The 26,090-nt window shown below is 51.3% G+C and carries 18 protein-coding genes and 1 pseudogene; 18 read left to right on the top strand and 1 reads right to left on the bottom strand.

The features are described 5' to 3' along the window. The 13 genes and pseudogenes from PMI05_RS25485 to PMI05_RS25425 all read left to right on the top strand — a co-directional run. Positions 1 to 273 (top strand): annotated as a pseudogene (locus PMI05_RS25485) (ABC transporter ATP-binding protein); the annotation flags it as partial. A 22-nt stretch (positions 274 to 295) separates the two neighbouring features. Then, positions 296 to 1,039 (top strand): ABC transporter ATP-binding protein, encoded by a 744-nt coding sequence (locus PMI05_RS25480; protein WP_007728173.1) that lies wholly within the window; start codon positions 296 to 298, stop codon positions 1,037 to 1,039. 34 nt (positions 1,040 to 1,073) lie between these two features. Beyond that, positions 1,074 to 2,261, top strand: a complete 1,188-nt coding sequence (locus PMI05_RS25475; protein ID WP_007728171.1) for an ABC transporter substrate-binding protein — start codon at positions 1,074 to 1,076, stop codon at positions 2,259 to 2,261. 84 nt (positions 2,262 to 2,345) lie between these two features. After that, on the top strand, positions 2,346 to 3,173 hold the full coding sequence (locus PMI05_RS25470; RefSeq protein ID WP_007728169.1) for a methyl-accepting chemotaxis protein: 828 nt from the start codon (positions 2,346 to 2,348) through the stop codon (positions 3,171 to 3,173). A gap of 115 nt (positions 3,174 to 3,288) precedes the next feature. Next, positions 3,289 to 4,257: a 1,2-phenylacetyl-CoA epoxidase subunit PaaA gene (paaA, locus tag PMI05_RS25465; RefSeq protein WP_007728167.1), complete on the top strand. Its 969-nt coding sequence runs from the start codon at positions 3,289 to 3,291 to the stop codon at positions 4,255 to 4,257. A 10-nt stretch (positions 4,258 to 4,267) separates the two neighbouring features. After that, the gene (gene paaB, locus PMI05_RS25460; RefSeq protein ID WP_039961367.1) at positions 4,268 to 4,600 is read left to right on the top strand and encodes a 1,2-phenylacetyl-CoA epoxidase subunit PaaB; all 333 of its coding nucleotides are present in this window, start codon (positions 4,268 to 4,270) and stop codon (positions 4,598 to 4,600) included. Between the two features lie 17 nt (positions 4,601 to 4,617). Beyond that, a complete protein-coding gene (gene paaC / locus PMI05_RS25455) occupies positions 4,618 to 5,451 on the top strand; it encodes a 1,2-phenylacetyl-CoA epoxidase subunit PaaC (RefSeq protein ID WP_007728163.1) in 834 nt (277 codons plus the stop codon). A 17-nt stretch (positions 5,452 to 5,468) separates the two neighbouring features. Then, on the top strand, positions 5,469 to 5,972 hold the full coding sequence (paaD, locus tag PMI05_RS25450) for a 1,2-phenylacetyl-CoA epoxidase subunit PaaD (RefSeq protein WP_007728161.1): 504 nt from the start codon (positions 5,469 to 5,471) through the stop codon (positions 5,970 to 5,972). 24 nt (positions 5,973 to 5,996) lie between these two features. After that, on the top strand, positions 5,997 to 7,439 hold the full coding sequence (locus tag PMI05_RS25445; protein WP_007728159.1) for an NAD-dependent succinate-semialdehyde dehydrogenase: 1,443 nt from the start codon (positions 5,997 to 5,999) through the stop codon (positions 7,437 to 7,439). A 555-nt stretch (positions 7,440 to 7,994) separates the two neighbouring features. Next, positions 7,995 to 8,867: a cytochrome c oxidase assembly protein gene (locus PMI05_RS25440; RefSeq protein WP_007728157.1), complete on the top strand. Its 873-nt coding sequence runs from the start codon at positions 7,995 to 7,997 to the stop codon at positions 8,865 to 8,867. A 43-nt stretch (positions 8,868 to 8,910) separates the two neighbouring features. Further along, positions 8,911 to 9,369: a DUF420 domain-containing protein gene (locus PMI05_RS25435; RefSeq protein ID WP_007728156.1), complete on the top strand. Its 459-nt coding sequence runs from the start codon at positions 8,911 to 8,913 to the stop codon at positions 9,367 to 9,369. A 96-nt stretch (positions 9,370 to 9,465) separates the two neighbouring features. After that, positions 9,466 to 10,401, top strand: coding sequence for a heme o synthase (gene cyoE / locus PMI05_RS25430; protein ID WP_007728155.1), 936 nt, complete (start codon positions 9,466 to 9,468; stop codon positions 10,399 to 10,401). 122 nt (positions 10,402 to 10,523) lie between these two features. Next, complete coding sequence (locus tag PMI05_RS25425; protein ID WP_007728154.1) at positions 10,524 to 11,438, top strand: heme A synthase; 915 nt, start codon at positions 10,524 to 10,526, stop codon at positions 11,436 to 11,438. A 499-nt stretch (positions 11,439 to 11,937) separates the two neighbouring features. Here the strand turns inward: PMI05_RS25425 and PMI05_RS25420 are convergent, their stop codons facing one another. Further along, positions 11,938 to 12,687, bottom strand: a complete 750-nt coding sequence (locus PMI05_RS25420; RefSeq protein ID WP_007728153.1) for a hypothetical protein — start codon at positions 12,685 to 12,687, stop codon at positions 11,938 to 11,940. Between the two features lie 172 nt (positions 12,688 to 12,859). Between PMI05_RS25420 and PMI05_RS25415 the strand changes: the two genes are divergently transcribed. From PMI05_RS25415 to PMI05_RS25390, 5 genes are all read left to right on the top strand, one after another. Then, positions 12,860 to 14,101 (top strand): exonuclease SbcCD subunit D, encoded by a 1,242-nt coding sequence (locus tag PMI05_RS25415; RefSeq protein WP_007728152.1) that lies wholly within the window; start codon positions 12,860 to 12,862, stop codon positions 14,099 to 14,101. Further along, on the top strand, positions 14,098 to 17,748 hold the full coding sequence (locus PMI05_RS25410) for an AAA family ATPase (protein WP_007728150.1): 3,651 nt from the start codon (positions 14,098 to 14,100) through the stop codon (positions 17,746 to 17,748). Before PMI05_RS25415 ends, PMI05_RS25410 begins: the two co-directional genes overlap by 4 nt. Before the next feature lie 15 nt (positions 17,749 to 17,763). Further along, a complete protein-coding gene (addB, locus tag PMI05_RS25405) occupies positions 17,764 to 21,261 on the top strand; it encodes a helicase-exonuclease AddAB subunit AddB (protein ID WP_007728148.1) in 3,498 nt (1,165 codons plus the stop codon). Further along, complete coding sequence (gene addA / locus PMI05_RS25400; RefSeq protein WP_007728146.1) at positions 21,230 to 25,057, top strand: helicase-exonuclease AddAB subunit AddA; 3,828 nt, start codon at positions 21,230 to 21,232, stop codon at positions 25,055 to 25,057. Before addB ends, addA begins: the two co-directional genes overlap by 32 nt. A 495-nt stretch (positions 25,058 to 25,552) precedes the next feature. Then, positions 25,553 to 26,020 carry a DinB family protein gene (locus PMI05_RS25390; protein WP_007728144.1) on the top strand — a complete coding sequence of 156 codons (468 nt, stop codon included), beginning with the start codon at positions 25,553 to 25,555 and terminating at the stop codon, positions 26,018 to 26,020. Positions 26,021 to 26,090 lie beyond the last annotated feature (70 nt).

Below are 26,090 nucleotides of genomic sequence, written 5' to 3'. Positions count from 1 at the left end.
GCCCGCGCGATGGTAGCCAAGCCGCGGCTGCTCTTGTTGGACGAGCCTGCTGCGGGTTTGAATCATACCGAGACGGCGGAGATGAGCCGTATGTTTTGCGAGATTCGAGACAACGGAACAGCTATTTTGCTAGTGGAGCATGACATGGACATGATCATGACGATTGCGGACCGCATCGTTGTATTGGATCAAGGATCAAAAATCGCAGAAGGAACCCCGCGTGAGATTCAGGAGAACCCGCGAGTGATTGCGGCGTATCTGGGTGCAGAATGAAGCGCGAAAGAGGTGGAACATGATGGGGAAGACAGTCCTTACAGTAGACAACATCACGGCTCGCTACGGTCCGGTAGAAGTGCTGCACGGCATTACTCTACAAGTGAACGAAGGCGAGATCGTCTCCCTGTTAGGCGCAAATGGGGCAGGAAAAACAACGCTTTTGAACTGTATCTGTGGTCTGCACGGTGACAAGGAAGGGAAGATTTGGTTTCGTGACGCGGACATTACGCGTGTCCCTGCGGAGCTGGTGGTACCCCGGGGCATGGCGCATGTACCGGAGCGCAGACAAATTTTTTCGACGCTGACCGTGGAGGACAATTTGTGGCTGGGTGCTTCGCATCGGATGCCAAAGACGAGCAAAAAGGAAATTGCCAAAGAAATGGAGACGGTGTATGAGCGTTTTCCCATTTTGGCAGAGCGGAAATGGCAGCTCGGGGGAACGCTTTCCGGGGGGCAACAGCAGATGCTCGCCATTGGCAGAGCGCTCTTGTCGCGACCACAGCTCCTCTTGTTGGACGAGCCTTCGCTAGGATTAGCTCCACTGATTGCCAAAGAAATCCTGTCGATTGTGCAGGAGATTCGCTCGGAGTGGGGCACCACGGTGCTGTTGGTCGAGCAAAATGCTCGCGCAGCGCTCGCTATTTCCGACCGGGCTTACGTACTCAGTACGGGAACCGTCATGCTGGAAGGGAAGGCAGACGAGATAAGCAATGACCCGCGTGTACAATCTGCTTATTTGGGAAGCTCACATGAAGCTGTTTGACAAAGATAAACCACATACATGAGGGGGAACACCCATGAAAAAACGAACATTCAAAAAATGGCTATTTCCAGCAGCAGTCGCTTCGCTCGTATTCTTGAGCGCCTGTGGAGGCGGCGCTACGCCAGCAGCAGAGTCAGGCACTGGTGGCGCCAGTAAGGACCCGATCAAGGTCGGCGCTATTTTCTCGCTGACTGGTCCGAACAGTCCGCTCGGCGTACCGGAGAAGCAAGCGGTAGAGCTGTTGGTAAAAGAAATCAACGGCGCAGGCGGTGTGGACGGCCGACCGGTTGAAGTCATTTTTGAAGACGACAAGTCTGACAATACGGAAGCGGTAAAAGCGATCAAAAAGCTCGCTTCGAAAGAAAAAGTCGTAGCTGTACTCGGCTCCTCAGGCAGTGGTCCGTCTCTCGGGATGGCTGAGTATGCCGCAGCAGAAAAGCTCCCGCTGATCTCGATGGCAGCAGCAGACCAAATCACCAATCCAGTTCGTGCCAACATCTACAAAACACCGCACACGGACGTACACGGAACGAAGCGCATCTTCAAGTATTTGAAGGAAAAAGGCATTACGAAAATTGCTACGCTCAATGACAGCAATCCTTATGGAAGTGGCTGGACGACGCAGTTGCAAAAATATGCGCCTGAGTACGGTATCACGATTGTAGCGGAAGAAAAATACGGCACAAAAGACCCGTCCATGAGCTCTCAATTGACCAAAATCAAAGGGACTGATGCGCAGGCGCTGATTGTGGCAGGGACGAACCCAGGACCCGCTACGATTGTGAAGGAAGCGAAGCAACTAAACCTCACTATTCCGATTATTAGCAGCCATGGCTCTGCAAACAGCAAATTCCTCGAACTGATTGGAGACGCCGGCGAGGGTGTCCTGATGGTGGCGGGAAAACTGCTCATTCCTGAACAAGTAGCGGCGGACGATCCGCAATCTGCGATCATCAAAAAATTCGTGGATGGCTATCAAGCTGCCTACAATACACATCCTGACGGCTTCGCAGGATACGGATACGACGGCTTGAATTTGCTCGTGGAAGGCTTGAAGCAAGCAGGTGGCGACACCTCCAAACTGGGCGAAGTATTGGAAAAGGTGAAATACGTAGGGGTAACAGGAGAATTCAAGTTCACGGCTGATGATCATAACGGTCTGACAGAAGACAGTATGATCATGGTTGAAGTGAAGGATGGAAAATTCCAACTCGTTAAATAAGTGAAAGAAGTTCGTTCCCTCCGCGTACTGAAGAAGAATGCGGGGGGAATCGTTGTTTTCATCACAAGGGTAGGAGGATCATGCATGTCTCAATTGCTGAATAGTGTCTTAATGGTCGCACCGATTTTACAAAAGGCATTTTTGTCCGAATGTATGGTAGGAGTCACTGACAAAGAGAAGTTTCTCGCCTATTATCCGGCACAGGGCTTGAACTTGGGAATTCGAGTAGGAGACGAATTGCGCCCGGGGAGTATCAATGCGACGGCGGTAAAAGAGGGCAAGCGGGTCGTGAAGAAGATTTTCAAAGAGCTCTACGGCATTCCTTATATCGCAGTTGGTTATCCGCTTGTCGAAAACGGACAAGTAGTTGGTTGCTTGGCGACAGGCGTGACGACCGATCAAGAGGATCGCTTACACGGCTTGGCTCAAAATTTGACTGAAGCGCTGGAAAATATCGCACAGCACACAGAAAGTCTGGCAAAGGACGCAGACCATTTGGCGCAAGCGAGCCACACACTGAGCGATGCAGCCGGTCAATTAGGGCTGAAAATTGCAGAAACGACCCAGATTAACGAATTGATCCGCAATATCTCCACACGCTCCAATGTACTCGGCTTGAATGCTGTTCTCGAAGCGGCACGTGCAGGTTCTGCTGGTCGCGGATTTTCCGTGGTCGCAGAGGAAATCCGTCAGCTTTCCCAGACGACCGCTACTTCAGCGAAGGGCATTTTCCGTCTATTAGATGAAATGAATGCACTCGTCGGGACGGTAACGGGCGAAATGGAGAAGACGATGAATCACAGCGTACAGCAGTCGACGCGAATACAGGAGCTGGATGCAGTCATGCAAGAGCTGCGGCATATGACCGAGCAATTGAAAAAGGCGGCAGAAATAACTGGGCGTGGAGAATAGGAGAGTCCCTATGTAAGCGTATTGCAAAAACGTATGACGTTATGATATTATTGCGTTATAAAAACGTATTATAATTTTATCATAATGCATATCTGATAAAAGGAGGGCGTTCTCCATGCAAATGAGGCTCGAACATGCCGATCTGACTGAAAACGAAAAGTTGGAAGCGTTTTTAGCGAGAATCGATCGCGGGGAAAAAATAGAGGCAGACGATTGGATGCCAGACGACTATCGCAGCCAGTTGATCAAGCTGATCTCGATGCATGGCATCAGTGAGATCATGGGTGCCTTGCCGGAAAAAGAATGGGTACCAAAGGCGCCGACACTGCGCAGAAAGCTGGCGATTATGGCGAAGGTCCAAGACGAGATGGGGCATGGTCAATTGCTGCTTCGCGTGGCAGAAGACTTGCTTGAGCCATTGGGCAAGACGCGCGAGGATATCATGAATGATTTGTTTTCGAAAAGACTGAAATTTCACAATGTATTCCACATGGAAGCGCCTACCTGGGCTGATGCTGGTGTGATTGGCTGGTTGGTTGACGGAGCGGCTATCATTACGCAATCGATGTCCCTCGATACATCTTATGCACCTTATGCCCGCGCTCTGCATCGGATCTGTGCGGAGGAAAAGTTCCACGCCCAGCACGGGGAGAGCATCGTCTTGGAGTTGGCAGAAGGCACCGATGAACAGCGCCAAATGCTGCAAGATGCCATTCATCGTTGGTGGCCAGCACTCTTGATGTTTTTCGGACCGCCGGAAAACGGCAACATTACGAGCAATCAGGAAGCCAACATGCGCTACAAGATTCGTACACAGACCAATGAAGAATTGCGCCAAGTATTCCTGAAAAAGTATTTGCCGCGTATTTTCCACCTTGGCTTCACAGTGCCAGACGATACGATTTACTTCGACGAGGCAGAAGACAAATGGGTCTACCAACAGCCTGACTGGGAAGAGTTCAAGCAAATCGTCAAGGGGAACGGACCTCGCTCCGCTCACCGTCTGAATCTTCGGGTAATGTCTTATGAGGAAACCAAATGGGTGCGCGACGCGATTATGTCGTACGGCCGACAAGTAGGGTAGGTGAATGTGGATGAGCAATGAAAACTTTTTCATATACGAAGTATTCAGCCAAAAAAGCGTAAATGCTCCGTTCGTCCAACAGTTCAGTTTGTTGGCACCCAATAAAGAAGTCGCATTGAGCATGGCGAGGGAGAATTTCTTGCGCCGTGAGCCTTGTTTTAATTTGTGGGTAGTCAAGCGCGACGACATTTTTGGACTGCCGCCAGAGGAGCGTCCTTTCCTAGAAAGACTCGACAACAAGAGCTATCGGGAGACCAAAGGGTACGGCGACTTGCAGTCGAGATGGCGCAACCATCGCGAGCAGTACGAAGAAAAACAGAAGCATGCAGGCAACGGCAGTTAAGCAGGAGGGATACAATCATGGGCGACCGTTTACATGTAGAAACAGTGGAAGCAGCAAAACAAAACCCGTCATTTGCAAAAGCCTTGACCGACCTGTTGTTCCAGCTTGCTGATGACGATTTTATATTGGCGTATCGCGGATCGGAATGGCTTGGGCTTGCTCCGCATATTGAAGAAGATGTGGCGTTTTCGTCGATGTCTCAGGACATGATGGGCCATGCCGTGATGTTTTATGAAATGCTTGAGCAACTAGGGGTAGGCAAAGCAGACGATCTCGCACAGCTGCGCGAGGCGAAGGCGTTTTCCAATGCGATCTTGGTAGAGCGTAAAAACGGCGACGGCGATTACAACGATCATCCTCATTACGATTGGGCTTATGCGATTGTTCGCAGTTATGTATACGGCTTATATAAGCAGGTTCGCTTGGAGGCTCTTACGCAGTCGTCATACGCACCACTCGCGCTGGTCAGTCGCAAAATGATGACAGAGCATCGCTATCATCTGATGCATTGGCAAGTTTGGTTGAAGCAATTGGCGAACAGTACGGCTGATGCGCGTCAGAGGCTGGAGGCAGCCATTGCAGAAGTTTGGAAGGATGCCGGGGAGCTGCCTCATCTTGGACCAAATGAGGGCGATATCGTTCAATTTGGCCTGATTGCAGAAGAAGAGCAACTGAAACAAAAATGGCTGACACTGACCAAAGACATTTTCGAAAAAGCAGGACTCAACTGGCCGGGTGAGCCAGGAGTGTCACAAGAACGCGGCCGTCACGGTGAACATACTGCTGATCTGGTGCAAGCTTTGGCTACCTTGTCTGAAGTGTATCGCATTGATCCGGCTGCAGGCTGGTAAAAAGGAGTGATTCTCTCATGGCGCAAGAAGAACTGCAACTGCATGAAGGGCTTGAAGCGACATGCTGGGAACTGCTGCAGCAAGTAACGGATCCCGAAATTCCGGTGATCAGCATGGTGGAGATGGGGATGATTCACAAAGTGCGCGTCGAGGCAGACGTCGTACACGTCGAGGTGCTCCCTACCTTTGTCGGCTGTCCGGCACTCGAGATCATGAAGAAGAACATCACAGAAAAGCTGGTGGAGGCAGAAGGAATCAATCGGGTTCAGGTAGCGTTCGTCTATGATCCAGCCTGGACATCAGATCGGATCGCCTTGGATGCTCGCGATAAGCTGAAAAGCTTTGGCATCGCGCCGCCGCCGCTTGACTTCAAACCGGGAGATACATGGGAAGTGGCCTGTCCCTACTGTGATTCCCCGTATACACAAATGGAAAATTTGTTTGGACCTGCTGCTTGTCGAAGTATTTTGTATTGCCGGCACTGCAAAAATCCGTTTGAGGCCCTAAAACCAATCTATTGAGAGAGATTGAGAGGAGCGAATGTCATGGGAGAGTACAAGCAAATGTTTATTAATGGAGAATGGGTGACTGCCGAGAGTGGCGAGTCCATTCAGATTACGAATCCTGCTACAGGTGAAACAGTTGGAACAGTAACCTTCGGCGATGGGCGTGATGCCAACAAGGCCATCGACGCTGCTCATCAGGCATTTGCAAGCTGGTCTCGACTGACTGCTCGCGAGCGCGCCAAATATTTGTACAACTTGTCCGAGCTGGTGAAAAACAATCGGGATGAACTGGCGGGCATCATTTCTGCTGAAATGGGTAAGCCTTTGGGCGAGGCAAAAGGCGAAGTGCTGGGTGCCGCTGATAACTTTGTCTGGTACGCAGAAGAAGCCAAGCGTGTCAACGGAGAAACGATCCCATCCTCGGTTGCGAACAAGCGCATCATGGTGCTGCGTCAGCCTGTAGGAGTGGTAGGGGCGATTACCCCGTGGAACTTCCCAGTGAACATGGTTGCACGTAAGATCGCTCCGGCTTTGGCGGCGGGCTGCACGGTGGTTTTAAAGCCAGCAGAAAGCACGCCGCTGTCTGCGATTCGCATGTTTGAGCTGATTGAGCAGGCAGGCTTTCCAAAAGGCGTCGTAAACCTCGTCATTGGAAATCCTGAATCGATTGGGAAGGAGTTCATCGACAATCCGAAGCTCTCCAAAATCGGATTTACAGGTTCCACTCGTGTCGGCAAGCTGCTGATGGAGGGCGCGGCAAAGCAAGTGAAGCGCGTCAGCATGGAGCTTGGCGGTCACGCACCGTTCATCGTATTCCCGGATGCCGATCTGGATGCAGCCGTAAAAGGTCTGTTTGAGAGCAAGTTCCGCAACTCCGGTCAAATGTGCATTTGCACGAACCGTCTGTACGTCCACGAGGATGTCGCAGATGCGTTCACAGAAAAGCTGGTAGAGCGTCTGAAGCGTGCGAAGGTAGGCGATGGACGCCAGAAAGAGACGGAGATCGGTCCACTGGTGAACGAGCGTGCCTTGAACAAGGTGCTCGAGCATATCGAGGACGCCAAGGACAAAGGCGGGCAAGTGGTATACGGCGGAAATCGTTTGGTTGAAGGTGATTATGCGAAGGGCTTCTATTGCGAACCGACCTTGCTTGCTGGCGTTACATCGGATATGAAAATCTCTTTTGAGGAAACGTTCGGTCCTGTCGTTCCACTCGTGCGTTTTACAGAGGAAGCGGATGTCGTACAGATGGCAAACGACACACGTTACGGCTTGGCTGCTTATGTGTACACTCGCGATAATCAGCGTTGCTTCCGTATGGCTGAGCTCCTTGAATACGGAATCGTTGGGATCAATGACGGATCGCCAACCCAGACACAAGCGCCGTTTGGTGGATTCAAGGAAAGTGGTATCGGCCGTGAGGGTGGCCACTACGGGATGGATGAGTATTTGGAAACCAAGTTCGTTTCCTTTGGACTATAAGATTAGAAAGGAAGAAGAGTTCAGACAAAATCTGGACTCTTCTTTATTTTCATATAGGAAAGATTTTAAACCGTACCGATGAACAAACAAAGTTGGTGAGAAGAAAAAGCACAGGGCTCGTAGACCTTGACAACGTCTACCCAGTCGGAACTTCAAAAAGGGGACCCGCTTGTCGAACACTTCTTCCCTGAGAATCTTCCGCCCGTAGGGTGGCTTTGGCTCGACGGTCCCCTTTTTGAAGTGGAGACGGCCAGTGAATCCCCCTTGCGGACGTGTCAGTGTCGAAGAGAACTGTGCTTTTTCTTCTCCTCCACTATGTTGACTCCACTCATAAGGAGTTTTTTTGTGTAAATTTTGTGAATTGTATTGTTCAACACTTTGTTCATTTTTGTCTACAAAGAAAAAGGGAATCAACGGTATAATGGAGATTGGATCAAGGGCAACATTTAATAGATAAAAATTGGTATTTCATATTGACACAAAACGTACATATGACGACGCCCAGCGGGTGGGGTATCGTCCAAGATTTTACATTTTGGAAGGGAGGATATAAACATGGGAAATGAACATCAAATGCACGAGATGTCACCAGCTACCGGATCAGCAACCTTTTCGGATTTATGGAGTCCGGATGTGATGCTTTTGTCGTTGCTCGTGACTACTGTCTACTTTCTCGTAACAGGTCCTATGCATAAACGTTTTGAAAACGCTACACCGGCGACTGGCAAGCAAAGATTACTTTTTGTGTTGGCAATCGTGTTGTTTTACGCCGCACAAGGAAGCCCTATCAGTTATTACGGCCATCATTACATGTTTAGTTTGCACATGCTCCAACAATCGATCTTGTACTTTGCCCTGCCACCGCTTATGCTCCTGGCAATGCCTGAATGGCTTTTGGCCAAGATTTTCCGTCCGAAAGCGCTGAAGTTCATCCTAAACTCTTTGACACATCCATTAGTGGCAGCGCTGTTGTTCAACTCACTGTTTTCGTTTTACCATGTTCCGTTTATTTTTGATGCGGTTGCGATCAACCATGAGTGGATGACGTTTTATCATGTCATTCTCGTGATTGCGGCATTTGCGATGTGGTGGCCAATTGTGAGTCCGTTGTCTGATAACAAGCGACAACTGGCCGGATTGAAAAAGCTGTCGTACGTTTTTGCAAACGGTGTCTTGATTACGCCAGCCTGTGCGCTGATTATTTTTGCCTCGGAACCGCTGTACGCTACGTATATAGCTGCTCCACAGCTATTCGAGAGTCTCGACGCGTTTAACGACCAGCGTCTTGGCGGAATCATTATGAAGCTGGTACAGGAGCTTGTTTACGGCTGTGTGCTGGCCTATGTCTTCTACCATTGGTACAAGGCAGAGAAGCAGGACGACATGCCGATGGATCAATCTTTCGGTGCTGAAAAGCCGACTTTTTAAATACACGCGAACAGTAGAAACGTTTGTAGAATGAGGTGAAAAAATGGGGCTCATATTGCCTACGGTAAGTACGGCTTTTATCGTCATTAGCGGAATTCTCGTTGCGATTGGCTGGTATGCCATTGCGAAAAAGCAAGTAGAAAAGCATATGAAGATTATGAAATGGGCTGCGATCTGTGCCACCATCTTCTTTATCACGTATGTTTCCAGAACGGCGTTTATTGGAAACACGCATTTTGGCGGACCAGACAGCATCAAGCCAATCTATCAGACGTTCTTGTTCTTCCACATCGTTCTGGCAACAGTCGGTGGTGTGATGGGTCTGATTACACTCAGATACGCTTACACGAAAAACTATGCTTCGCATCGTAAAATCGGTCCTTGGACGTCCATTGTGTGGTTTGTCACTTCCATTACAGGAGCTGCGGTTTATCTGTTGCTGTACTGGATTTATCCAGGTGGCGAGACGTCTGGCGTGCTGGATGTAATTTTTGGTAAGTAATCGTTTTAGTAGTTTTTGGGGCATTGGATACAATGTAGTTAGTTTATCCAGTCATGATTCGGATGTTCAGATAGAAGGAAACAGGAGGTACAAAACGTGGACCAGCAAATGACCGTGCAGGAATCGCTTGATGCCGATGCTTCTTTGCAGACACAGCCGGTAGGGCCAGCTACCTTAGGGGATTACGTACAACTAACGAAGCCTGGCATTACCCTGTCAAACTTGATGACCACTTTTGCTGCTTTATGGTTAGCGTCCTACGGTTATCCGAACTGGAAACTGGCTCTATTCACCATGCTAGGAACCGCTTTGGTCATTATGTCGGGTGCGGCTTTAAATAATTTCTACGACCGTGATCTGGACAAAAAAATGAAGCGGACGCAAAATCGTGCAGTAGCGACCGGAAGAATTTCTGCACGTAACGCGATCCTCTTAGGAATTGGCCTGCTGTTGGCAGGGGTTACTGTGTTAGCTGTATATGCCAATCCCTTGGCGGCGGTTTGGGGATTGATCGGTCACATTTTTTACGTGCTGATTTACACGCCGCTGAAACGAGTGACAACTCTCAATACGGTGATTGGCGGTATTTCAGGTGCAGCTCCTCCCGTGATTGGGTGGGTAGCGGTAACAGGCACCATGGACATGACTGCTTGGCTGTTGTTCCTGGTCTTGTTCTTGTGGCAGCCTCCCCATTTTTTGGCGTTGGCTATGCTGAAAACAGAAGAATACCGTGCAGGTAATCTGCCGATGCTACCGGTAGTAAAAGGCTTTGCCGAGACGAAGCGACAAATGGTGCTGTGGGGTTCGGTGTTGTTCCCAGCTTCTTTGCTGCTGTTTGTCCATGCTAGCCTAGGCTATGTGTACCTGCTCGTCATGGGCGTGATGGGGATTGTGTACATGGTTCTGCTTTTACAAGGGTTCAAAACCAAGGATGATCTTGCTTGGGCACGTAAACTATTCGGCTTTTCCATCCTTTATTTGACCGTATTTTGTGCAGCGATCGTCATTAGTACCATGGTCAACTATTATTGACACGAAACACTCACTAAATGTTCACGGAACATCCCTTGCTTAGCAGGGGATGTTTCATTATCGTAAAAGAGGACATAGAACGAGGTGTTGTTTGATCCTCACAAGAAACAGGGTGAATTACTATGGAAAAATGGCTAAAGCCGTTAGCTTTTCTTGCTACCTTGATCATGTTTATCGTGATGGTAGCCGGTTCGCTTGTTACAAAGACAGATTCAGCACTCGGCTGTGGAAATGACTGGCCGCTGTGCAACGGTAAATGGGTTCCGGAATATACGTTGGCATCCATTATTGAATATTCTCATCGCCTGATTACAGGTGTTGCCGGTATTGTTGTCGCGATTTTCTCTGTACTTTGCTGGCGCTATTACAAAGGCAACCAAGAAGTTCGCAATCTCGCTATTTTTGGTTTGTTTTTCATCGTAGTAGAATCCATTCTCGGCGCTTCTGCCGTTATTTGGCCACAGTCCTCATCTGTTTTGGCTCTGCACTTCGGATTCTCCTTGCTTGCTTATTCAGGCGTGTTCTTGTTGAGTGTGTTCGTTTATCAGCGAGAAAAAACGCAAAGCTTGGTGAAAACGACCGTCTCAAAAGGCTTCCGCAACTGGATGTGGTTCGTCGCTACTTATACGTACGCTGTCGTTTATCTCGGAGCGTATGTCAGACATACGGGTTCAAGTATGGCATGCAGTGACTGGCCGCTGTGTCAGGGACAGGTCATCCCAGAGTTGTACGGACAGACTGGTATTCACTTTGCCCACAGAATCGCTGCGTTGGTGTTGGGATTCTTGTTGTTGGGGACAATGATTTACTGCATACGTCATTTCAAGGAAAAACGGCGTGACTTGTACGGTGCAAGTATCCTGAGCTTTATTCTTTGCATCGCGCAGGTGTTCAGCGGCGGCTTCGTAATTATTTTCAAGCTTCACCTGTACGCTACGCTGACTCACTCCATGATTATCACGATTTTGTTCGGGATCATCTGCTACATGTGTTTGCAGACGTTGAAGTCACCGACAAATGAAAAGCTGAGAAGATAAGAGGAAAAGCTGCGCTCCTGATTCGTGGAGGGCAGCTTTTTTTATTCTGTAGCTGTAGTGGTGGGGAAGAAGCGCATTTCCAGTCTACGCTTCGGCCTACGCCCCGCAAGGGGGAATCACTGTCCGCTTCGAAATGAATGGCAGGAGCGCTTCAAACGTTGAAGTTTCGAGGAAGGATCTCATAAGTGAAGCTGAAATTCCCTGCCATTCATTTCTGCGCTGGGTAGGGATCCAGAGGCGCTTGGACTGGAAATGCACTTCTTCCTACGCGACTTTTTATTAAACACCTTGCGAATAACTCGAAGAAGCTCCTTGTCATACTTTCACAATGATGTAAAAGTATCCGGATCAGGTACATAGCTGTTAGAAGTCCTGTCACATGTTCGGAAGGAGACCGCCCGAACGCAGAGAGGAAAAAGGCGACTGGAGAGCATGTGGCAGGGCTTCTCCCCCACTACAACGGATAGAAGACAACGCATTTACATATCGAACCGTCAGGCTATTGCCCAGACGGTTTTTCAACATCCAATAAAACAAAAACACCATTTTCCCAACGATACATTTGTAAAGTAGGCTCAGGCTTGCCCGGCAGCAGTTCACCTGTATCCGGGTTTAGCTCCTGCTTCGTTTGCCAGTGGTAGAGCAGTGGTTTTGCTTCGTCATCATGTACGATTTGATAATTGCCGACAGTCCGGAAAAGTTGACCACCCGGCACGGAAACCGTTTCCCGAAGCAGTCCTTTCCATGCTTTGACCAAACGACCTTTGTCCAAATACCATAGATTCGCCTCGTAGACCGATACACCTGATCCGCCAGTATGCTGGACTGTTTCAAAAACACGTTTTCCTGCGAGCAGAAGCGGTTCATCTTCCGCTTTCTTATCAATCGCGGGGGAATTCACTTCACGCGTATAGTCCCAATGGTCCAATTGCAGGCGCGGTGGATTCCATTCCTCTTCCGCGATGAGGGCATACGTACGATCTGGCTTTTGATCCAAAATGTAAAAGTTACCGATATGTACACTGCCGTTATGCTTGGCGACAATTTCGGGTTCCGGGTCATCATCCAGATTGACGAGCTGAAAGTCAAAGTTGTCGGTAACAACTGGATCTTTGGCTTGCTTGTTAATCCAATCCAATATTTGTGTCTTGGTAGGCGTCTTGTAGGCAAGGGAAGAGGGGGCAGTGAGGACGAGACTGGAGGCGGCAAGTCCTACTGTCAGGTTGAGCAATAGGCGGAAATTACGCAACGGTAACGAGCTCCTTTCCGGGATGAGATCGATCAATCACGACCTTTTCAGTTGGAAGACGAGCGGTCAGGAGCAAAAGTTACGGGGAAGTGGAGTAAATTTCAACCGCGAACAGCGCTGTCTTTTGTTACAATGAAAAGCAAACACATGATCGTGGAGAGTGATAGGAGTTATGCGGATATTACATACAGCCGACTGGCATTTCGGGCGGCAGCTGGAAGGGCGGGACCGCCGGACTGAGCAATCAGCATTTGTGGACGAGCTTTGTCACATAGCTGATGAGCGGGAAGTAGATTTGGTACTCATTGCTGGGGATGTGTATGATTCGGTCAATCCGCCTGCTTGGGCGGAAGAGCTTTTTTATGATGCATTGGAGCGCTTGTCTTCGGAAGGCAGGCGAGGTGTTGTCGTGATCGCGGGGAACCATGACCAGCCTGAGCGGGTGCGAGCAGCAGCGCCACTTGCTACAAAGCACGGGATCGTTTTGTTGGGCTTGCCGAAGGAAGCACCATTGCTGACACAGGAAGTATCGTCTGATCGTGTGCAAATTGTGCAGGGAGGACCTTCTTGGCTGGAAATGAAGATTCCCGGCTGTGCTGCGAATGCAGTAATTTTGGCCTTGCCTTATCCTTCTGAATCGCGATTAAAGGAGCTGTTGAGCGAAAACTTTACTCAGGAGCAGATGCAGCTTGCTTTTTCCGAGCGCATTGCGCAATTGCTTGCTGATCTGTCTGTTCATTTTCGCGAGGATACGGTCAACCTGGTCACGAGTCACTTGTTTGTCATGGGCGGTAAGGAAACAGATTCCGAGCGACCGATTCAAATTGGGGGAGCGTTGACTGTATCGCCGCAGGCTTTTCCGAAGAACGCTGATTATGTGGCGCTCGGCCATCTCCATCGACTGCAAAAGCTCAGTGACAAGCCGTTGGTGCGTTACAGCGGCTCACCGATTTCGTACAGCTTTTCCGAAGCAGGTCAGAGCAAGGCAGTCGTACTGGTCGAGGTGGAGCCAGGGCAAGAAGTGCGTGAGGAGATCATTTATTTGACGAGCGCACGGCCATTGGCACGGTGGAAAGCAACAGAGGGAATCGAGCAAGTAGAGCGCTGGTTGGCAGAGGGACGCGATGCAGGGGCGTGGATTGACTTGGAGCTGCATGTGTCTGGCGTGATCGACCCGGCAGAATTTCAGCGTGTCCGCAAGCTTTCGGATGATTTCTTGAAAATACAGCGTGTTGTCGTGAGGGAAGAGCGTGAGGAGGAAGAGGAACAGCGGGTCGAACTGACAGAGCTTTCGTCCGATCAATTGTTCAAGCGCTTCTATGAACGGAGACGGGGAGCAGAGCCGGATGAGCAGCTGGTGGCCTTGTTCCAGCGTCTATTGGCAGAAACCGGAGGAGAGGGGGAAGAAGAGTGAGACCGATACGATTGAAGCTGGCAGGGATGCACAGCTATCGAGAAATGCAAGAGGTCGATTTCGAAATACTATGTCAGGCGGGATTGTTTGGGATATTCGGCCCGACTGGAAGTGGGAAATCGACGATCTTGGACGCGATCACGCTTGCTTTGTACGGGCAGGTCGTCCGATTGGGCGGGGGTAACCACCCGAAAGAAGTGCTGAACCAGCTGGAGCAGCGCGTATTCGTTTCTTTTACCTTTGAGCTGGGGACTGGCGATGAGCGCAAGCAATATACGGTGGAACGAGAATTTGGTCTGGATAAAAAGGGGAACAAGCGACAGCCGGAAGTGAGGCTGATTCAGTCGGGAGCCTTGACCGGAGAGCCGGATGTCGTATTGGAGTCCAAAGCCACGTCTGCGACAGCCGCGATTGAGGCATTGATTGGTCTCACTTTGCAGGACTTTACCCGGGCGGTCGTTTTGCCACAGGGTCAATTTTCCCGCTTCTTGACGCTGAAGGGCAGTGAGCGCAATGAAATGCTGCAACGGATGTTCCGCCTACATATTTATGGGGAAAAGCTGAGTGAGCGCGTACGGCATGCTTTGGAGCAGGTCAAGGAACAGATGCATCGTTTGCAACTGGCCAGTGCAGCTCTGGGTGATGCAGGTCCGGAAGCCTTGGAGCTGGCGAGACAAACGTGGGAGGAAGCTGCGCAAAAAGAGCAGGAATTCAACCAGCAAAAACAGGAGCTGGCCGGGAAGCTAAAGGAGCTGGAGCAGCTGAACCAGTGGCATCAGGAGCTATTGCAAGTCCAGGCGCAACTACAGCAGCAGGAAGCAAATGAAGCGGAAATGGCATCCCTAACCGCGAAGATTCGTGAATGGGAGTCGAGTATTCGACTGTGGCCAATAGTCCAGCAATATGAGCGTTTGGATCAGGAATGGCATGCGACCGGTGCGGCATTGGAACGCAGCCGCGAACAGCAGGAGAGTGCTCGTTTTGCCGTAGATGAGGCAGAGCAAGCGTATCAGAAAGTCCATGCTGAGTTGGCTGTACAGGAGCCGTTACTGATTCAGCAAAAGGGTAGGCTGGTACAGGCGCAGGAGTGGGAAGAGGAGCTAAAGGCGATCCGGGAAGAGTGGACAGGTCTGGAACGAGAGTGGAATGAAGTGTCAGTGGCCTTGACCAACATAGAACAACAGCTGGAAAAGGATGAAGCCGACTTAAAAAACTGGGAACTTGCGTGGGCGGATCTGCAAGAACAGATGAAGCAGGTCACGGTCTCTCCTGAATGGCGTGCACAAATAGCAGCAGCCAGAGAAGCGAAGCAGCAGTGGGAGCGGGACCATGCCAAGGTACGTGAGCTGGAAAAAGAACAACTCGCAGCACAAGAGCACATTCAGGCGGCAACCCATACTGCCGATGAGCACAAGCGCAGCTGGGAAGCGTGTGCGAATCGCTTGGTACAAAAAAGAGAAGCGCTGGCAGCACCAGCTGACTCGGCTTTGATGAGCGAAGCAGAATGGGAGAAAGCAAAAAATGTACTGGCAGACATGAAGCAGGTAGGTCGCCAGTGGCGGGAAGTATTACAGGCTTTCTCATCCTGGCAGGAGAAGTCGCAACACATCGTCCAGGAGCGCAAGCAGTTGGATGAGCGCAATCAAGAGCTGACTCGGGCAGTAGAGGCAAGCGAAGCACTTGTGAAGAGTCAGCTGGCCCAACGAGATGAGCAGCGTCAGGAATGGGAACGCTGGCAGCAGGAAAACATGGCGCGATTTTTGCGCGAACGTTTAGAGGAAGGCAAGGAGTGTCCGGTATGTGGTTCCGAACACCACCCACACGGCCACCAGAACGATACAAAAGCGTCTGAAGCGGGGACGCAGGGTGATGGGCTGCGTGCCCGAATCAAAGCGTCAGAAGAGGCTTTGCGTGCGGCTGAACAAGAAGCAGGCAAGACCAAGGAAGCTTGGTTGGCAGCAAAGGGAGCGCTTGCTGCTTTTGATGAGCGCCTAGCAAGCGTAAAGGCTGAACAGGAACAGCTGGAAACGCGCTTGGAAGCGATTAAGGCAGAGTGTCGCGGGTACGGACAGCCTTGGATCGTGGATTCTTTTGAAGAGCTTCTCGCTGTCTATCAGCGCGAGGAAAAAGAACTGATCGCCAAGCAAGCGGAAAGAGAGCGACTAAAAGCAGAGCGTGAGCAATTGCAGCAGCAGCTGGAGACCTTGCGTGAGGAAGAAGCGGAAAAGAAACGCTTGATGGAGCGGAGCACGCTGTTGCTCGAGCAGGCACAGAAGGCAATCGATGAGAATAAAGCGCGTATGGACGCTGCTTTCACGCAAGAAAAGCATTCCAGAGAAGAGCTGGACGCGAAGCGCAATGAGCTTCCCATCGAGGTAATCGAACAGCGGTACGAGGAAATCGGAAAATCAGATCGCCGTTTGGCAGAACTGCAGCAGGTACGATCAGAGAAAGAAACACTGCGTGGAAAGCTGACGATGCAAGTAGAAGCCGCCAAGTCACGCAAGGTAGAGGGCAAATCACGGGAAGTCGCGCTGAAGGAAAAGCTGGAAGATAGAAAGCGTATGTGGGAACAAAAGCATGCCCAATGGCTGGAGCGCACAGGGGGACTTACTGCGCAGGAGTGTTTGATGCGGGTAGAGGATTCTCTTCTCGGTTTGCGTCAAGCAGTCACGCTGGCAGAGACAAAGCGCAAAGAAACAGCCGAAGCGCGGGAAACGGTGCAAAACAATCTGGTCAAGTATTCGGAGACGCTAGCCATCCTCACACGGCAACGCACGGAAGCTCACGAGACATTGTACCAGGGCTTGCAGGAAACTGGTCTCGGTACTGTTGAGTATGTACGGGAGCGGTACACAGAGCGCGAGCAATTGCCACAGGCACAGGAACAAGTCGAGGCTTACACGCGAATCGCAGGGCAGCTTCGATACGAGGAAGAAAGGCTACAGCAAGCAGTAGCAGGACGTTCGTTTACACAGGAAGAGCTCACCAGCGCAAAAGAGGCGTGGGATCAATGGGAGCAAGCCTTCCAGGAGGCGCAAAAGCAAGTCGCTGTCGCTAATGAGCACGTGGATCGCATGGAAAAAAATCATGACAAATGGCAAGAGCTTCATAAAGAGATGGTACAGCAGCAGGATGAGCAGAGCCGCTTGGAAGAGTTGAAAAAGTTGTTCGAAGCCAAGGCGTTTGTCCAGTTCATTGCGGAGGAAAAACTGGTAACAATCGCAAGAGACGCTTCCTATCACCTAAAGCGGATGACCGCCAACCGTTACGGGCTGGAAATCGGGGACGAGGGCGAATTTGTTTTGCGAGATGAGGGAGCTGGAGGAATGCGCCGTCCAGTAAGCACATTGTCTGGTGGGGAAACATTCCTGACCTCCTTGTCGCTGGCTCTTGCCCTGTCGATGGAGATTCAAATGCGTGGCGGACGCCTGGAGTTTTTCTTCTTGGACGAAGGCTTTGGGACTCTCGATCCGGAGCTTTTGGAAGTCGTTATGGATGCGCTTGAGCGACTGCGCATGGACGATTTCACCATCGGGGTCATTAGCCACGTCCCGGAAATACGTGTGCGCATGCCGCGTCGTCTGGTCGTGACACCTGCTGAACCGATGGGAAAAGGCAGCATGCTACATCTGGAAATGGAGTAGGGAAGGGGAAAAATCATGGCAGTCCAATTTATACTGGGACGGGCAGGAACAGGGAAGACAGAATCGATTCATCAGCAGATGCAAGCCCGGCTGCGGGAAAAGCCGTTGGGTTCGCCTATGATTCTGCTCGTGCCGGAACAGGCCAGCTTTCAGGAAGAGTATGCGCTCGCTACACTGCCAGAGCTAGGCGGTGTGATGGGGACACAAGTGCTCAGCTTCGGTCGATTGGCTCACAGGCTCATGCAGGAGCTGGGCGATTTGACTACCGTGCCTGTTGACGATCTGGGTAAGCATATGGTTTTGCGCATGCTTTTGGAGCGGCACAAGGAAGAGCTGAACGTATTCGGGCGCTCGGCCACACAGCCTGGGTTTGCTTCTCAGCTCGGTCGCTTGATTAGCGAGTGCAAATCGTACGGGGTATCCTTCTCCCATTCCGAGAATCTGGAGTGGGGAGGAGCCAATCTCAATCAAAAAATACATGACCTTCGCTTGATTATGAATGCGTACGAGGCTTACTTGTCAGAGGGGTATTGTGATGCGGACGACATCCTGAACCGAGTGGCCACGATGGTGCGTGATTCCATGTACATCAAGCAGGCTGAAATATTTATCGATGGCTTTACCGGGTTTACGAATCAAGAGCTGCGCTTGATCGAGCAGTTGATGCAGCACGCCAAGCAGGTGACGATTGCGCTGACGCTTGACCCGAATGAACGTGACGCCTCTGTGGATGAACTGGGGCTGTTCCACCCTACACTGCGAACATACCAAGCCTTGACACTGATGGCGCGCGAATCGGGTGTATCAATCGCCAAGCCGCTTTTATTGACCGAGGCACAGCGATTCAAGAGCAGTCCGTGGCTCCGTCAAGTCGAACAAGTGTATTTCCAATGGGGAGACCCGCCGCTCCCGCATCAGCCTGGACGAGCGGACGAAGTGACGATGCTCTCAGCAGTGAACAGGCGGGCGGAGGTAGAGGCTGTGGCGCTGAAGCTCCTGACTCTATCGAGAGAAGAAGGGTATCGCTGGAAGGACATGGCGATTTTACTTCGGGAAATCGGGACGTACGCTGATGAGATTTCCGCTGTGTTTACCGAATACGGCATCCCGCACTTCTTGGACCAGAAGCGCTCCGTCATGCACCATCCCTTGGTGGAGCTGGTGCGCTCGGCATTGGAGGTCATTGTTACAAGGTGGCGATACGACGCTGTATTCCGCTGCTTGAAAACAGACCTGCTCCTGCTGGATATCACCGATGAGCATACAGCTCGCAAGGAAATCGACCGACTCGAAAACTACGTGCTGGCTCATGGTGTCTTTGGCTATCAATGGGGAGAAGAGTCAGCGTGGCATTTCCGTGGGCAAGCTGGCACTGAGGAAGACGCGAAAATCGATGAGTTGAGACGCAAATACGCAGCGCCGCTCCTATCCTTTGAAAAAGAGATGAAGCAAGCAACGGGAAAAAACGTACAGGAAATGACCCTTGCCCTGTACAACCTTCTGATCGCGCTGGATGTGCCTAACAAGCTGGAGCATTGGCAGCGAAAGGCAGAAAATGACGCTGATCTCGATGCAGCACAGGTACACGGACAAGTATGGACGGGATTGATCGAGCTGATGGATCAGGTCGTGGAGGTCATGGGCGACGAGAGCATGGACCTGGCAACATTTGCTCGAGTGCTCGACAGCGGTCTGGAGACGATTGAATTGGGACTCGTTCCCCCGGCACTGGATCAGGTACTGATCGGGGCCATGGAGCGCTCCCGTCAACCGGATGTCAAAGCTCTGTTTTTGCTTGGCGTAAACGAGGGCATTATTCCGTTGCGTCCAAAAGAAGAAGGGATTCTGGATGAGGCGGAACGTGAGCGACTGGCTGAAATGGGCATGTCTCTGGCGCCGAGTGCGAAGCAACGGCTGATGGCAGAGCCTTACCTGCTGTACCAGGCGATGACGAGACCGTCGGAGAGGCTTATCCTGAGCTGTGCGTTGGCGGATGAAGAGGGCAAGGCACTGCTGCCCTCCTCCGTGTTTACCCGCATCCGGGAAGTGCTGCCGGATATCCCGCATCAGGTGTTTTATAACGAACCAACGGGGCAGCATGAGACAGATGTATTCTTGCTTGGACATCCGAGACGTGTGTTCCGCCATCTTTTGACGCTATTGCGATCTATGAAGAATACGGGTGAGCTGCCAGACTTCTGGTGGGAGGTATACGACTGGTATATTCGCGCTTCTCCCGATGTCAAACGGGAGCAGTGGCTCTTGTCCGGCTTGCGCTACTTCAATCGGCCGCAGGAGCTGGACTTGGAAACAAGCACGACTCTGTATGGCAAACAACTAAAAATGAGCGTGTCTCGTCTGGAGAGGTTCCAGTCATGTCCGTTCTCGCATTTCTCTTCCCACGGCCTCAGATTGGCGGAGAGAACGATGTACAAGCTGGAGCGTTTCGATGTGGGGGAGCTGTTCCACGCTTCACTCAAGCGAGCCGTTGAAAAAATGAACGAAGACAATCTGGAGTGGAGCAAGCTGACGGAAGACAATAGCATGCAGCTTGCAAACGTGGTTGTTGAAGAACTGGTTCCAGCGACTCGCAGCAGCATTTTGACGCGGACAGCCCGGTATCGTTATTTGTCCGGCAAGCTGAAGCGAGCAGTTGGACGCGCGATTTATGTACTCGGGGAGCATGCGAAGCGCAGTCGTTTTGCCCCAGTAGGACTGGAGGTTTCGTTTGGGCCGAATTCAGATTTGCCGGGATTGGCTTTAACGCTTGAAAATGGCGTGGAGCTTCAGTTAATCGGACGGATTGACCGCGTTGACCAATCACTGGATAGTGAGGTCCCGTATTTGCGCGTGATTGACTACAAGTCCAGTCCCAAGCAGCTGTCTCTCTCCGACGTTTGGAATGGCCTGAATTTGCAACTGCTCGTCTATCTTGATGTCGTCGTGGCAAATGCGGAGGAATGGCTGGGGAAAAAAGCCGAAATGGGAGGCGTATTCTACTATCAGGTAGCCGATCCTTTTGTGACGGCAAAACGCTTGCTATCGGCTGACGAAGCAGCAAAGGAGCGGGCAAAGCGCTTGCGCATGAAAGGCTTGATGCTCGCAGACCCAGAGCTGGCAAGAATGATGGATGGCTATGTAGAGCAAGGGGCGTCAGAGCTGGTGCCATTTGAAATCAAAAAGGACGGAACGCTTTCGTCGCGATCATCAGTGGCAACAGCCGAGCAGTTCCAAGCCTTGACCTCCTATGTTCGCGATACCGTGAAGCAAATCAGTACGCGCATGACCAACGGGGAAATCCAGATCGAACCGTACACAAACGGAACGATGACCGCCTGCGATTATTGTTCGTACAAGCCAGTATGCAAGTTCGATGGAGATGCAGGCGGGAATGAGCACCGACAGCTTGCCAAGTGGAACAACAAGCAAATATGGAGCATGCTGGCCGAGCAGCAGATGGCAGGAGAAGGAGGAATGACCGATGGCGGATCAACAATTGCAGGCCAAGCCTGAACAATGGACGGACGAGCAATGGCAAGCGATTATCCAGCGCGGGAATAATCTCCTGGTGGCAGCGGCAGCAGGCTCTGGGAAAACCTCAGTCCTGGTTGAGCGGATTATCCGACGCATCATGGACGAGAAGGAACCGGTTGGAGTCGATAAGCTGTTGGTGGTGACCTTTACCAATGCGGCAGCCGCTGAGATGCGTCACCGGATTGGCGATGCCTTGCGAAAGGCATTGAAAGATGACCCGCACTCTTCTCATCTACGTCGACAACTGGCACTGCTCCAGCGGGCAACGATTACGACACTTCACTCGTTTTGCTTGGGGATTTTGCGCCAGTATTACTATCTGATTGAACTCGATCCTGATTTTCGCATTGCCGATCAGATGGAAGGGGAGCTTTTGCGGCAGGATGTCTTAGAGGAACAGTTGGAGAGCTGGTATGAGAATGACGTGGATTTTCATGCATTAGCTGATGTGATGCTGGATGGTCAGGACGATCATGCCCTTACCATACTACTACTCCGGCTCTATGAGTTTTCGCGCAGTCATCCGGCACCAGAACAATGGCTCGGGGAAGCGGCTGGAATGTTTGCGGTTCACGATAAAAAAGGTCTGGACGGGCTGGAGTGGACTAGAAGCGTGCTGCGTTCTGTGGAGCTGGCACTCGGTGGAATGACCGCTAAGATGCGCAGGGCCGTTCTGTTGGCAGGCTCACCGGAAGGGCCTGCTGGCTATTTGCCTTTGCTTGAGGCGGAAGCGGCTGCCCTGCAGCGTGCAGGAGCGGCTTGCAGAGATAGCTGGGAAGCGACCGCCGAAGCGGTTAGAGGTGTTGTATTTGCCAAGCTGCCTCCAGTGAAAGGCACAGATCCGCTCGTGAAGGAACAGGTGCAAGACCTGCGTAACAGCGTGAAAAAGGAACTGGCAGAGCAAATCGAACAATACTTTTCTACGACAGCCGAGCAGTACGTCGCGGATTTGCAGCGGATTGCTCCTCACATGCAGACATTGGCAAGGCTGGTGACAGCATTTTCGGATGCATTTCAATTGGAGAAGCGCTCGCGTGGCTTGGTCGACTTTGGCGACTTGGAGCATCTTGCTCTGCGCGTTCTAACCGAAACGAATGAGTCGGGGGAGACTGTTCCTTCTTCTATCTCCACTCAATTGCGCGAACAGTTCGCTGAAGTGCTGGTAGACGAATATCAGGATATCAACCTCGTGCAGGAGACAATCTTGCAAATGGTTTCCCAAGACGGAGCGAATGGTCAACCAGCGAATCGCTTCATGGTAGGGGATGTAAAGCAGAGTATTTATCGGTTCCGCTTGGCAGAGCCGAAGCTGTTTCTCGAAAAATATGTAACCTATCAAAAAGATGGTGATGCTGACGAAGCGTGCATCGGTCGGCGTATCGATCTGGCGGCGAACTTCCGCAGTAGAAGGGAAGTCGTAGATGCCGTTAACTTTTTGTTTCGCCAGATCATGTCTCACGGGGTAGGTGAGATCGGTTATGATCCTTCGGCGGAACTGATTAACCGTGCGTCTTATCCTGAAGCACAGCTGAATCGTTTGCAGGCAGAGATGCATTTGATCGACCGGAATACAACGATAGCAGAAGAAGGTCAGGCGGTAGTTGCAGAGACGACAGAGGAGGGCGAAGCAGGTATTCCCGAGGGAGAGTCCGCAGAGGAAGCGAGTGTTGCGCAGCTGGAAGCACGCCTGATTGCCAGCCGCATTCGCCGCTGGATGGAGCCGGGCGAGGGAGAAGAGCCACTGCTCGTTTTCGATAAAAAGGCTGGAGGAATGCGCCCGCTGGCCTATCGCGATATCGTTATTTTGCTTCGTGCGACCTCAGGCTGGGGGCAGACGATGCAAGAGGAGCTGCACGCGGCAGGAATTCCTGTGTATGCGGAGCAGACTGCGGGTTATTTCGCCGCGACTGAGGTAGAAACGATGCTCTCCTTGCTGCGTGTCATTGACAACCCACTCCAAGACATTCCATTGGCTGCTGTATTGCGGTCTCCCATCGTCGGCTTGCGGGAGGAGCAACTTGCTCAAATCCGCATTCACTACGCGACAGGGCCGTTTCACCAAGCCGTACTCCAATATGCAGAGGAACGCCCGGCCCAAGAGTCGTGGGAGAAAAGGCTGCGACAGTTTTTTGGCCGATTGGATCTATGGCGGACAGAGGCTCGCAGAGGTGCTTTAGCGGAGCTGCTGACGATGCTGTACCGGGAGACGGGCTATCTCGATTATGTGGCGGCTCTGGAAAACGGTCAGCAACGACAGGCCAACTTGCGTGCGCTCTATGATCGTGCGAGACAATACGAAGCTGGCTCCTATCGTGGTTTGTTCCGCTTTTTGCGCTTTGTCGACCGTCTGCAAGAAGCAGGTAATGATATGGGCGAAGCACGAACCATCGGAGAAAACGAGGATGTCGTACGCATCATGACGATCCACAAAAGTAAGGGGCTGGAGTTCCCGGTTGTTTTTGTGGCGGGTATGGGCAAGCAGTTTAATACGATGGATTTGAAAAGCCAGTTTTTGCTGCATAAAGATCTGGGCTTTGGCCCGATGGCTGTTGAGCCCTCCATGCAGCTGCGCTATCCGAGTCTGGCTGCGCTAGGCATCCGGCAAAAACTGCGTCGAGATATGCTGGCAGAGGAAATGCGTGTGCTTTATGTGGCTTTGACGCGTGCCCGCGAGAAGCTCATTCTTGTCGGTTCATCCAAGGATCTCGCAAAAAGTGTGATGGACTGGGGCAGACAGGATGACAGCGAGCGGCTCAGTGACGAAGACTTGATTCAGGCAAAGGGATACCTGGACTGGGTGGGGCGTGCGATGCTCCGCCATCCTGGTGCAGGATTGCTGCGGTCATATCCTGAGCAACAAGGCTCAGGGGAAGTCGTAAGAGTCAGAAGTGTGCCGGATGATTCGGTTTGGTCGTTTCACTTCTATCAGGCCGATGAGCTCCGTGCCCATGGAGAGTCAACCAACGACGAGGCGTCTCTGTGGGAGCGCATGACCAGACGAGAGGCGATCGAGGAACGACCGTCGGATGACACTTTGCGAGAGGTGGTCGACAAGAGATTAGGATGGCAGAACCCGCATCCAATTGCGCCACGCGTTGCTGCGAAATGGAGTGTCAGCGAGCTAAAGCGCCATGCCAAAGTCAGCAAAGGCGGACAGCCACTCACACTACCGTCGATTACGGAAAAGCCAAAGTTTTTGTCTGAGCAAAAATCCAATCGACTGACAGCAGCTGAAAAAGGGACAATCACGCACTTAGTGTTCCAGCATCTCGATTTGAAACGTCCGCTGGATGAAGCGGATATTCGGGAGCAGGTGACAGCACTCGCCGCTCACCGCTTTTTGACTGACGAGCAGGTACAAGCAGTAGATGTTCCCCAGATCGCCCGATTCTTCGCTGATCCTTTGGGGCAGCGAATGAAGGCGGCGGCGGTCGTGCATCGTGAATTGCCATTTACCCTCGTGCTTCCTGCTTATGAAGTAGAAGCGGAGTTGGGTGAAGAGAGCGATGAACAGGTTGTCGTCCAAGGGGTCATTGATTGCCTGTTAGAGGAGCAGGATGGAAGCCTCGTCCTGATCGATTTCAAGACTGATTGGATGGCAAAAGAGGCGACTGCCGTAGCTATCGAAGAGATGAAGAGAAGATACGAAGGCCAGATCAGGCTATACGTCCGGGCGATCAAGCAGATCATCAAGCCAAAAGGGAACGTGTCTAGTTATCTTTATTTACTCTCAGGTGGATTCTCTCTTTCGTTTTCGGATGAAAGCATGGACTAGTATGTTGGACCGTCAGGGTTAATAACTCTGGCGGTCTTTTTGTTTATTAGAGCTGCTGTGGTGTGGGAAGAAGCGCATTTCCAGTCTACGCTTCGGCCTACGCCCCGCAAGAGGGGATTGACTGTCCGCTTCGAAATGAATGGCGGGAGCGCTTCAAACGTAGAAGTTTCGATGAAGAATTTCATAGGTGAAGCTGAAATTCCCCGCCATTTTTCCTGCGCTGAGGTGGGCTCCAGAGGCGCTTGGACTGGAAATGCGCTTCTTCCTACGCTGCTTTGGTTAAAAAGAATTCAAGAAAGCTACTTTGCACTGACCTTCTAATATGATCTAGAAGCCGGAAGAGGATCAAAGCCATACGAAAACATGTGGCAGGGCTTCATCCGACCACTATTGTTAGAAGACCACCACTAAAAATTTCACATGATAAGAACGTATGTGCTATTATTAGTTGGAATTTTCCTAATCATCTACTCAAATAGATAAGGAGTGAACTCGATGAAGATGTTTTTCCAGTATAACTGGCAGGTACGGGACGAGTGGATGGAATGGTGTAAGCAGCTTACACCAGAAGAATTGCTACGCGAGCGTACAGGTGGGGCTGGCACGATTTTGTACACCTTGTTTCACATTGCTGACGTCGAGTATAGCTGGATTCGGGGCGTGCAGGGAAAGCCGGATATTCAGGTGGCATACGAAGCGAACAAGACGCTGCAAAAAGTAAAGGAACTTTCGGATACGTGGCGCGTAGAATTGCGTGATTTCATCGAGAATTGGTCAGACGAGAGGGAGAACGAATCAGTAAAGGTCGCCTGGGATGATGAAGTGTACACGAAGGGGGAGCTGCTTCGCCATGTCATCGCCCACGAGATTCATCACATGGGGCAGTTGTCTGTTTGGGCAAGAGAGCTCGGGATTGCGCCAGTTTCCGCCAATGTCATTGGGCGCGGGTTAGCGCGCAGGTAACCCTGACAAAATCCGATCCAAGCTGCGTCTGTGCATAATTTTCCTCCAATCAGATCATACTCCAACTGTT

The organism is Brevibacillus sp. BC25, from assembly GCF_000282075.1.
Lineage (GTDB): Bacteria > Bacillota > Bacilli > Brevibacillales > Brevibacillaceae > Brevibacillus.
The sequence above is the reverse complement of the archived record's forward strand: the minus strand, read 5'-3'. Positions and strand labels throughout refer to the sequence as shown.

Excerpts from the sequence above, each read along its gene's own strand:
- PMI05_RS25480 (WP_007728173.1), top strand. The coding sequence starts at position 296 with ATGGGGAAGACAGTCCTTACAGTAGACAACATCACGGCTCGCTACGGT.
- PMI05_RS25475 (WP_007728171.1), top strand. The coding sequence starts at position 1,074 with ATGAAAAAACGAACATTCAAAAAATGGCTATTTCCAGCAGCAGTCGCT.
- PMI05_RS25470 (WP_007728169.1), top strand. The coding sequence starts at position 2,346 with ATGTCTCAATTGCTGAATAGTGTCTTAATGGTCGCACCGATTTTACAA.
- paaA (WP_007728167.1), top strand. The coding sequence starts at position 3,289 with ATGCAAATGAGGCTCGAACATGCCGATCTGACTGAAAACGAAAAGTTG.
- paaB (WP_039961367.1), top strand. The coding sequence starts at position 4,268 with ATGAGCAATGAAAACTTTTTCATATACGAAGTATTCAGCCAAAAAAGC.
- paaC (WP_007728163.1), top strand. The coding sequence starts at position 4,618 with ATGGGCGACCGTTTACATGTAGAAACAGTGGAAGCAGCAAAACAAAAC.
- paaD (WP_007728161.1), top strand. The coding sequence starts at position 5,469 with ATGGCGCAAGAAGAACTGCAACTGCATGAAGGGCTTGAAGCGACATGC.
- PMI05_RS25445 (WP_007728159.1), top strand. The coding sequence starts at position 5,997 with ATGGGAGAGTACAAGCAAATGTTTATTAATGGAGAATGGGTGACTGCC.
- PMI05_RS25440 (WP_007728157.1), top strand. The coding sequence starts at position 7,995 with ATGGGAAATGAACATCAAATGCACGAGATGTCACCAGCTACCGGATCA.
- PMI05_RS25435 (WP_007728156.1), top strand. The coding sequence starts at position 8,911 with ATGGGGCTCATATTGCCTACGGTAAGTACGGCTTTTATCGTCATTAGC.
- PMI05_RS25425 (WP_007728154.1), top strand. The coding sequence starts at position 10,524 with ATGGAAAAATGGCTAAAGCCGTTAGCTTTTCTTGCTACCTTGATCATG.
- PMI05_RS25415 (WP_007728152.1), top strand. The coding sequence starts at position 12,860 with ATGCGGATATTACATACAGCCGACTGGCATTTCGGGCGGCAGCTGGAA.
- addB (WP_007728148.1), top strand. The coding sequence starts at position 17,764 with ATGGCAGTCCAATTTATACTGGGACGGGCAGGAACAGGGAAGACAGAA.
- addA (WP_007728146.1), top strand. The coding sequence starts at position 21,230 with ATGGCGGATCAACAATTGCAGGCCAAGCCTGAACAATGGACGGACGAG.
- PMI05_RS25390 (WP_007728144.1), top strand. The coding sequence starts at position 25,553 with ATGAAGATGTTTTTCCAGTATAACTGGCAGGTACGGGACGAGTGGATG.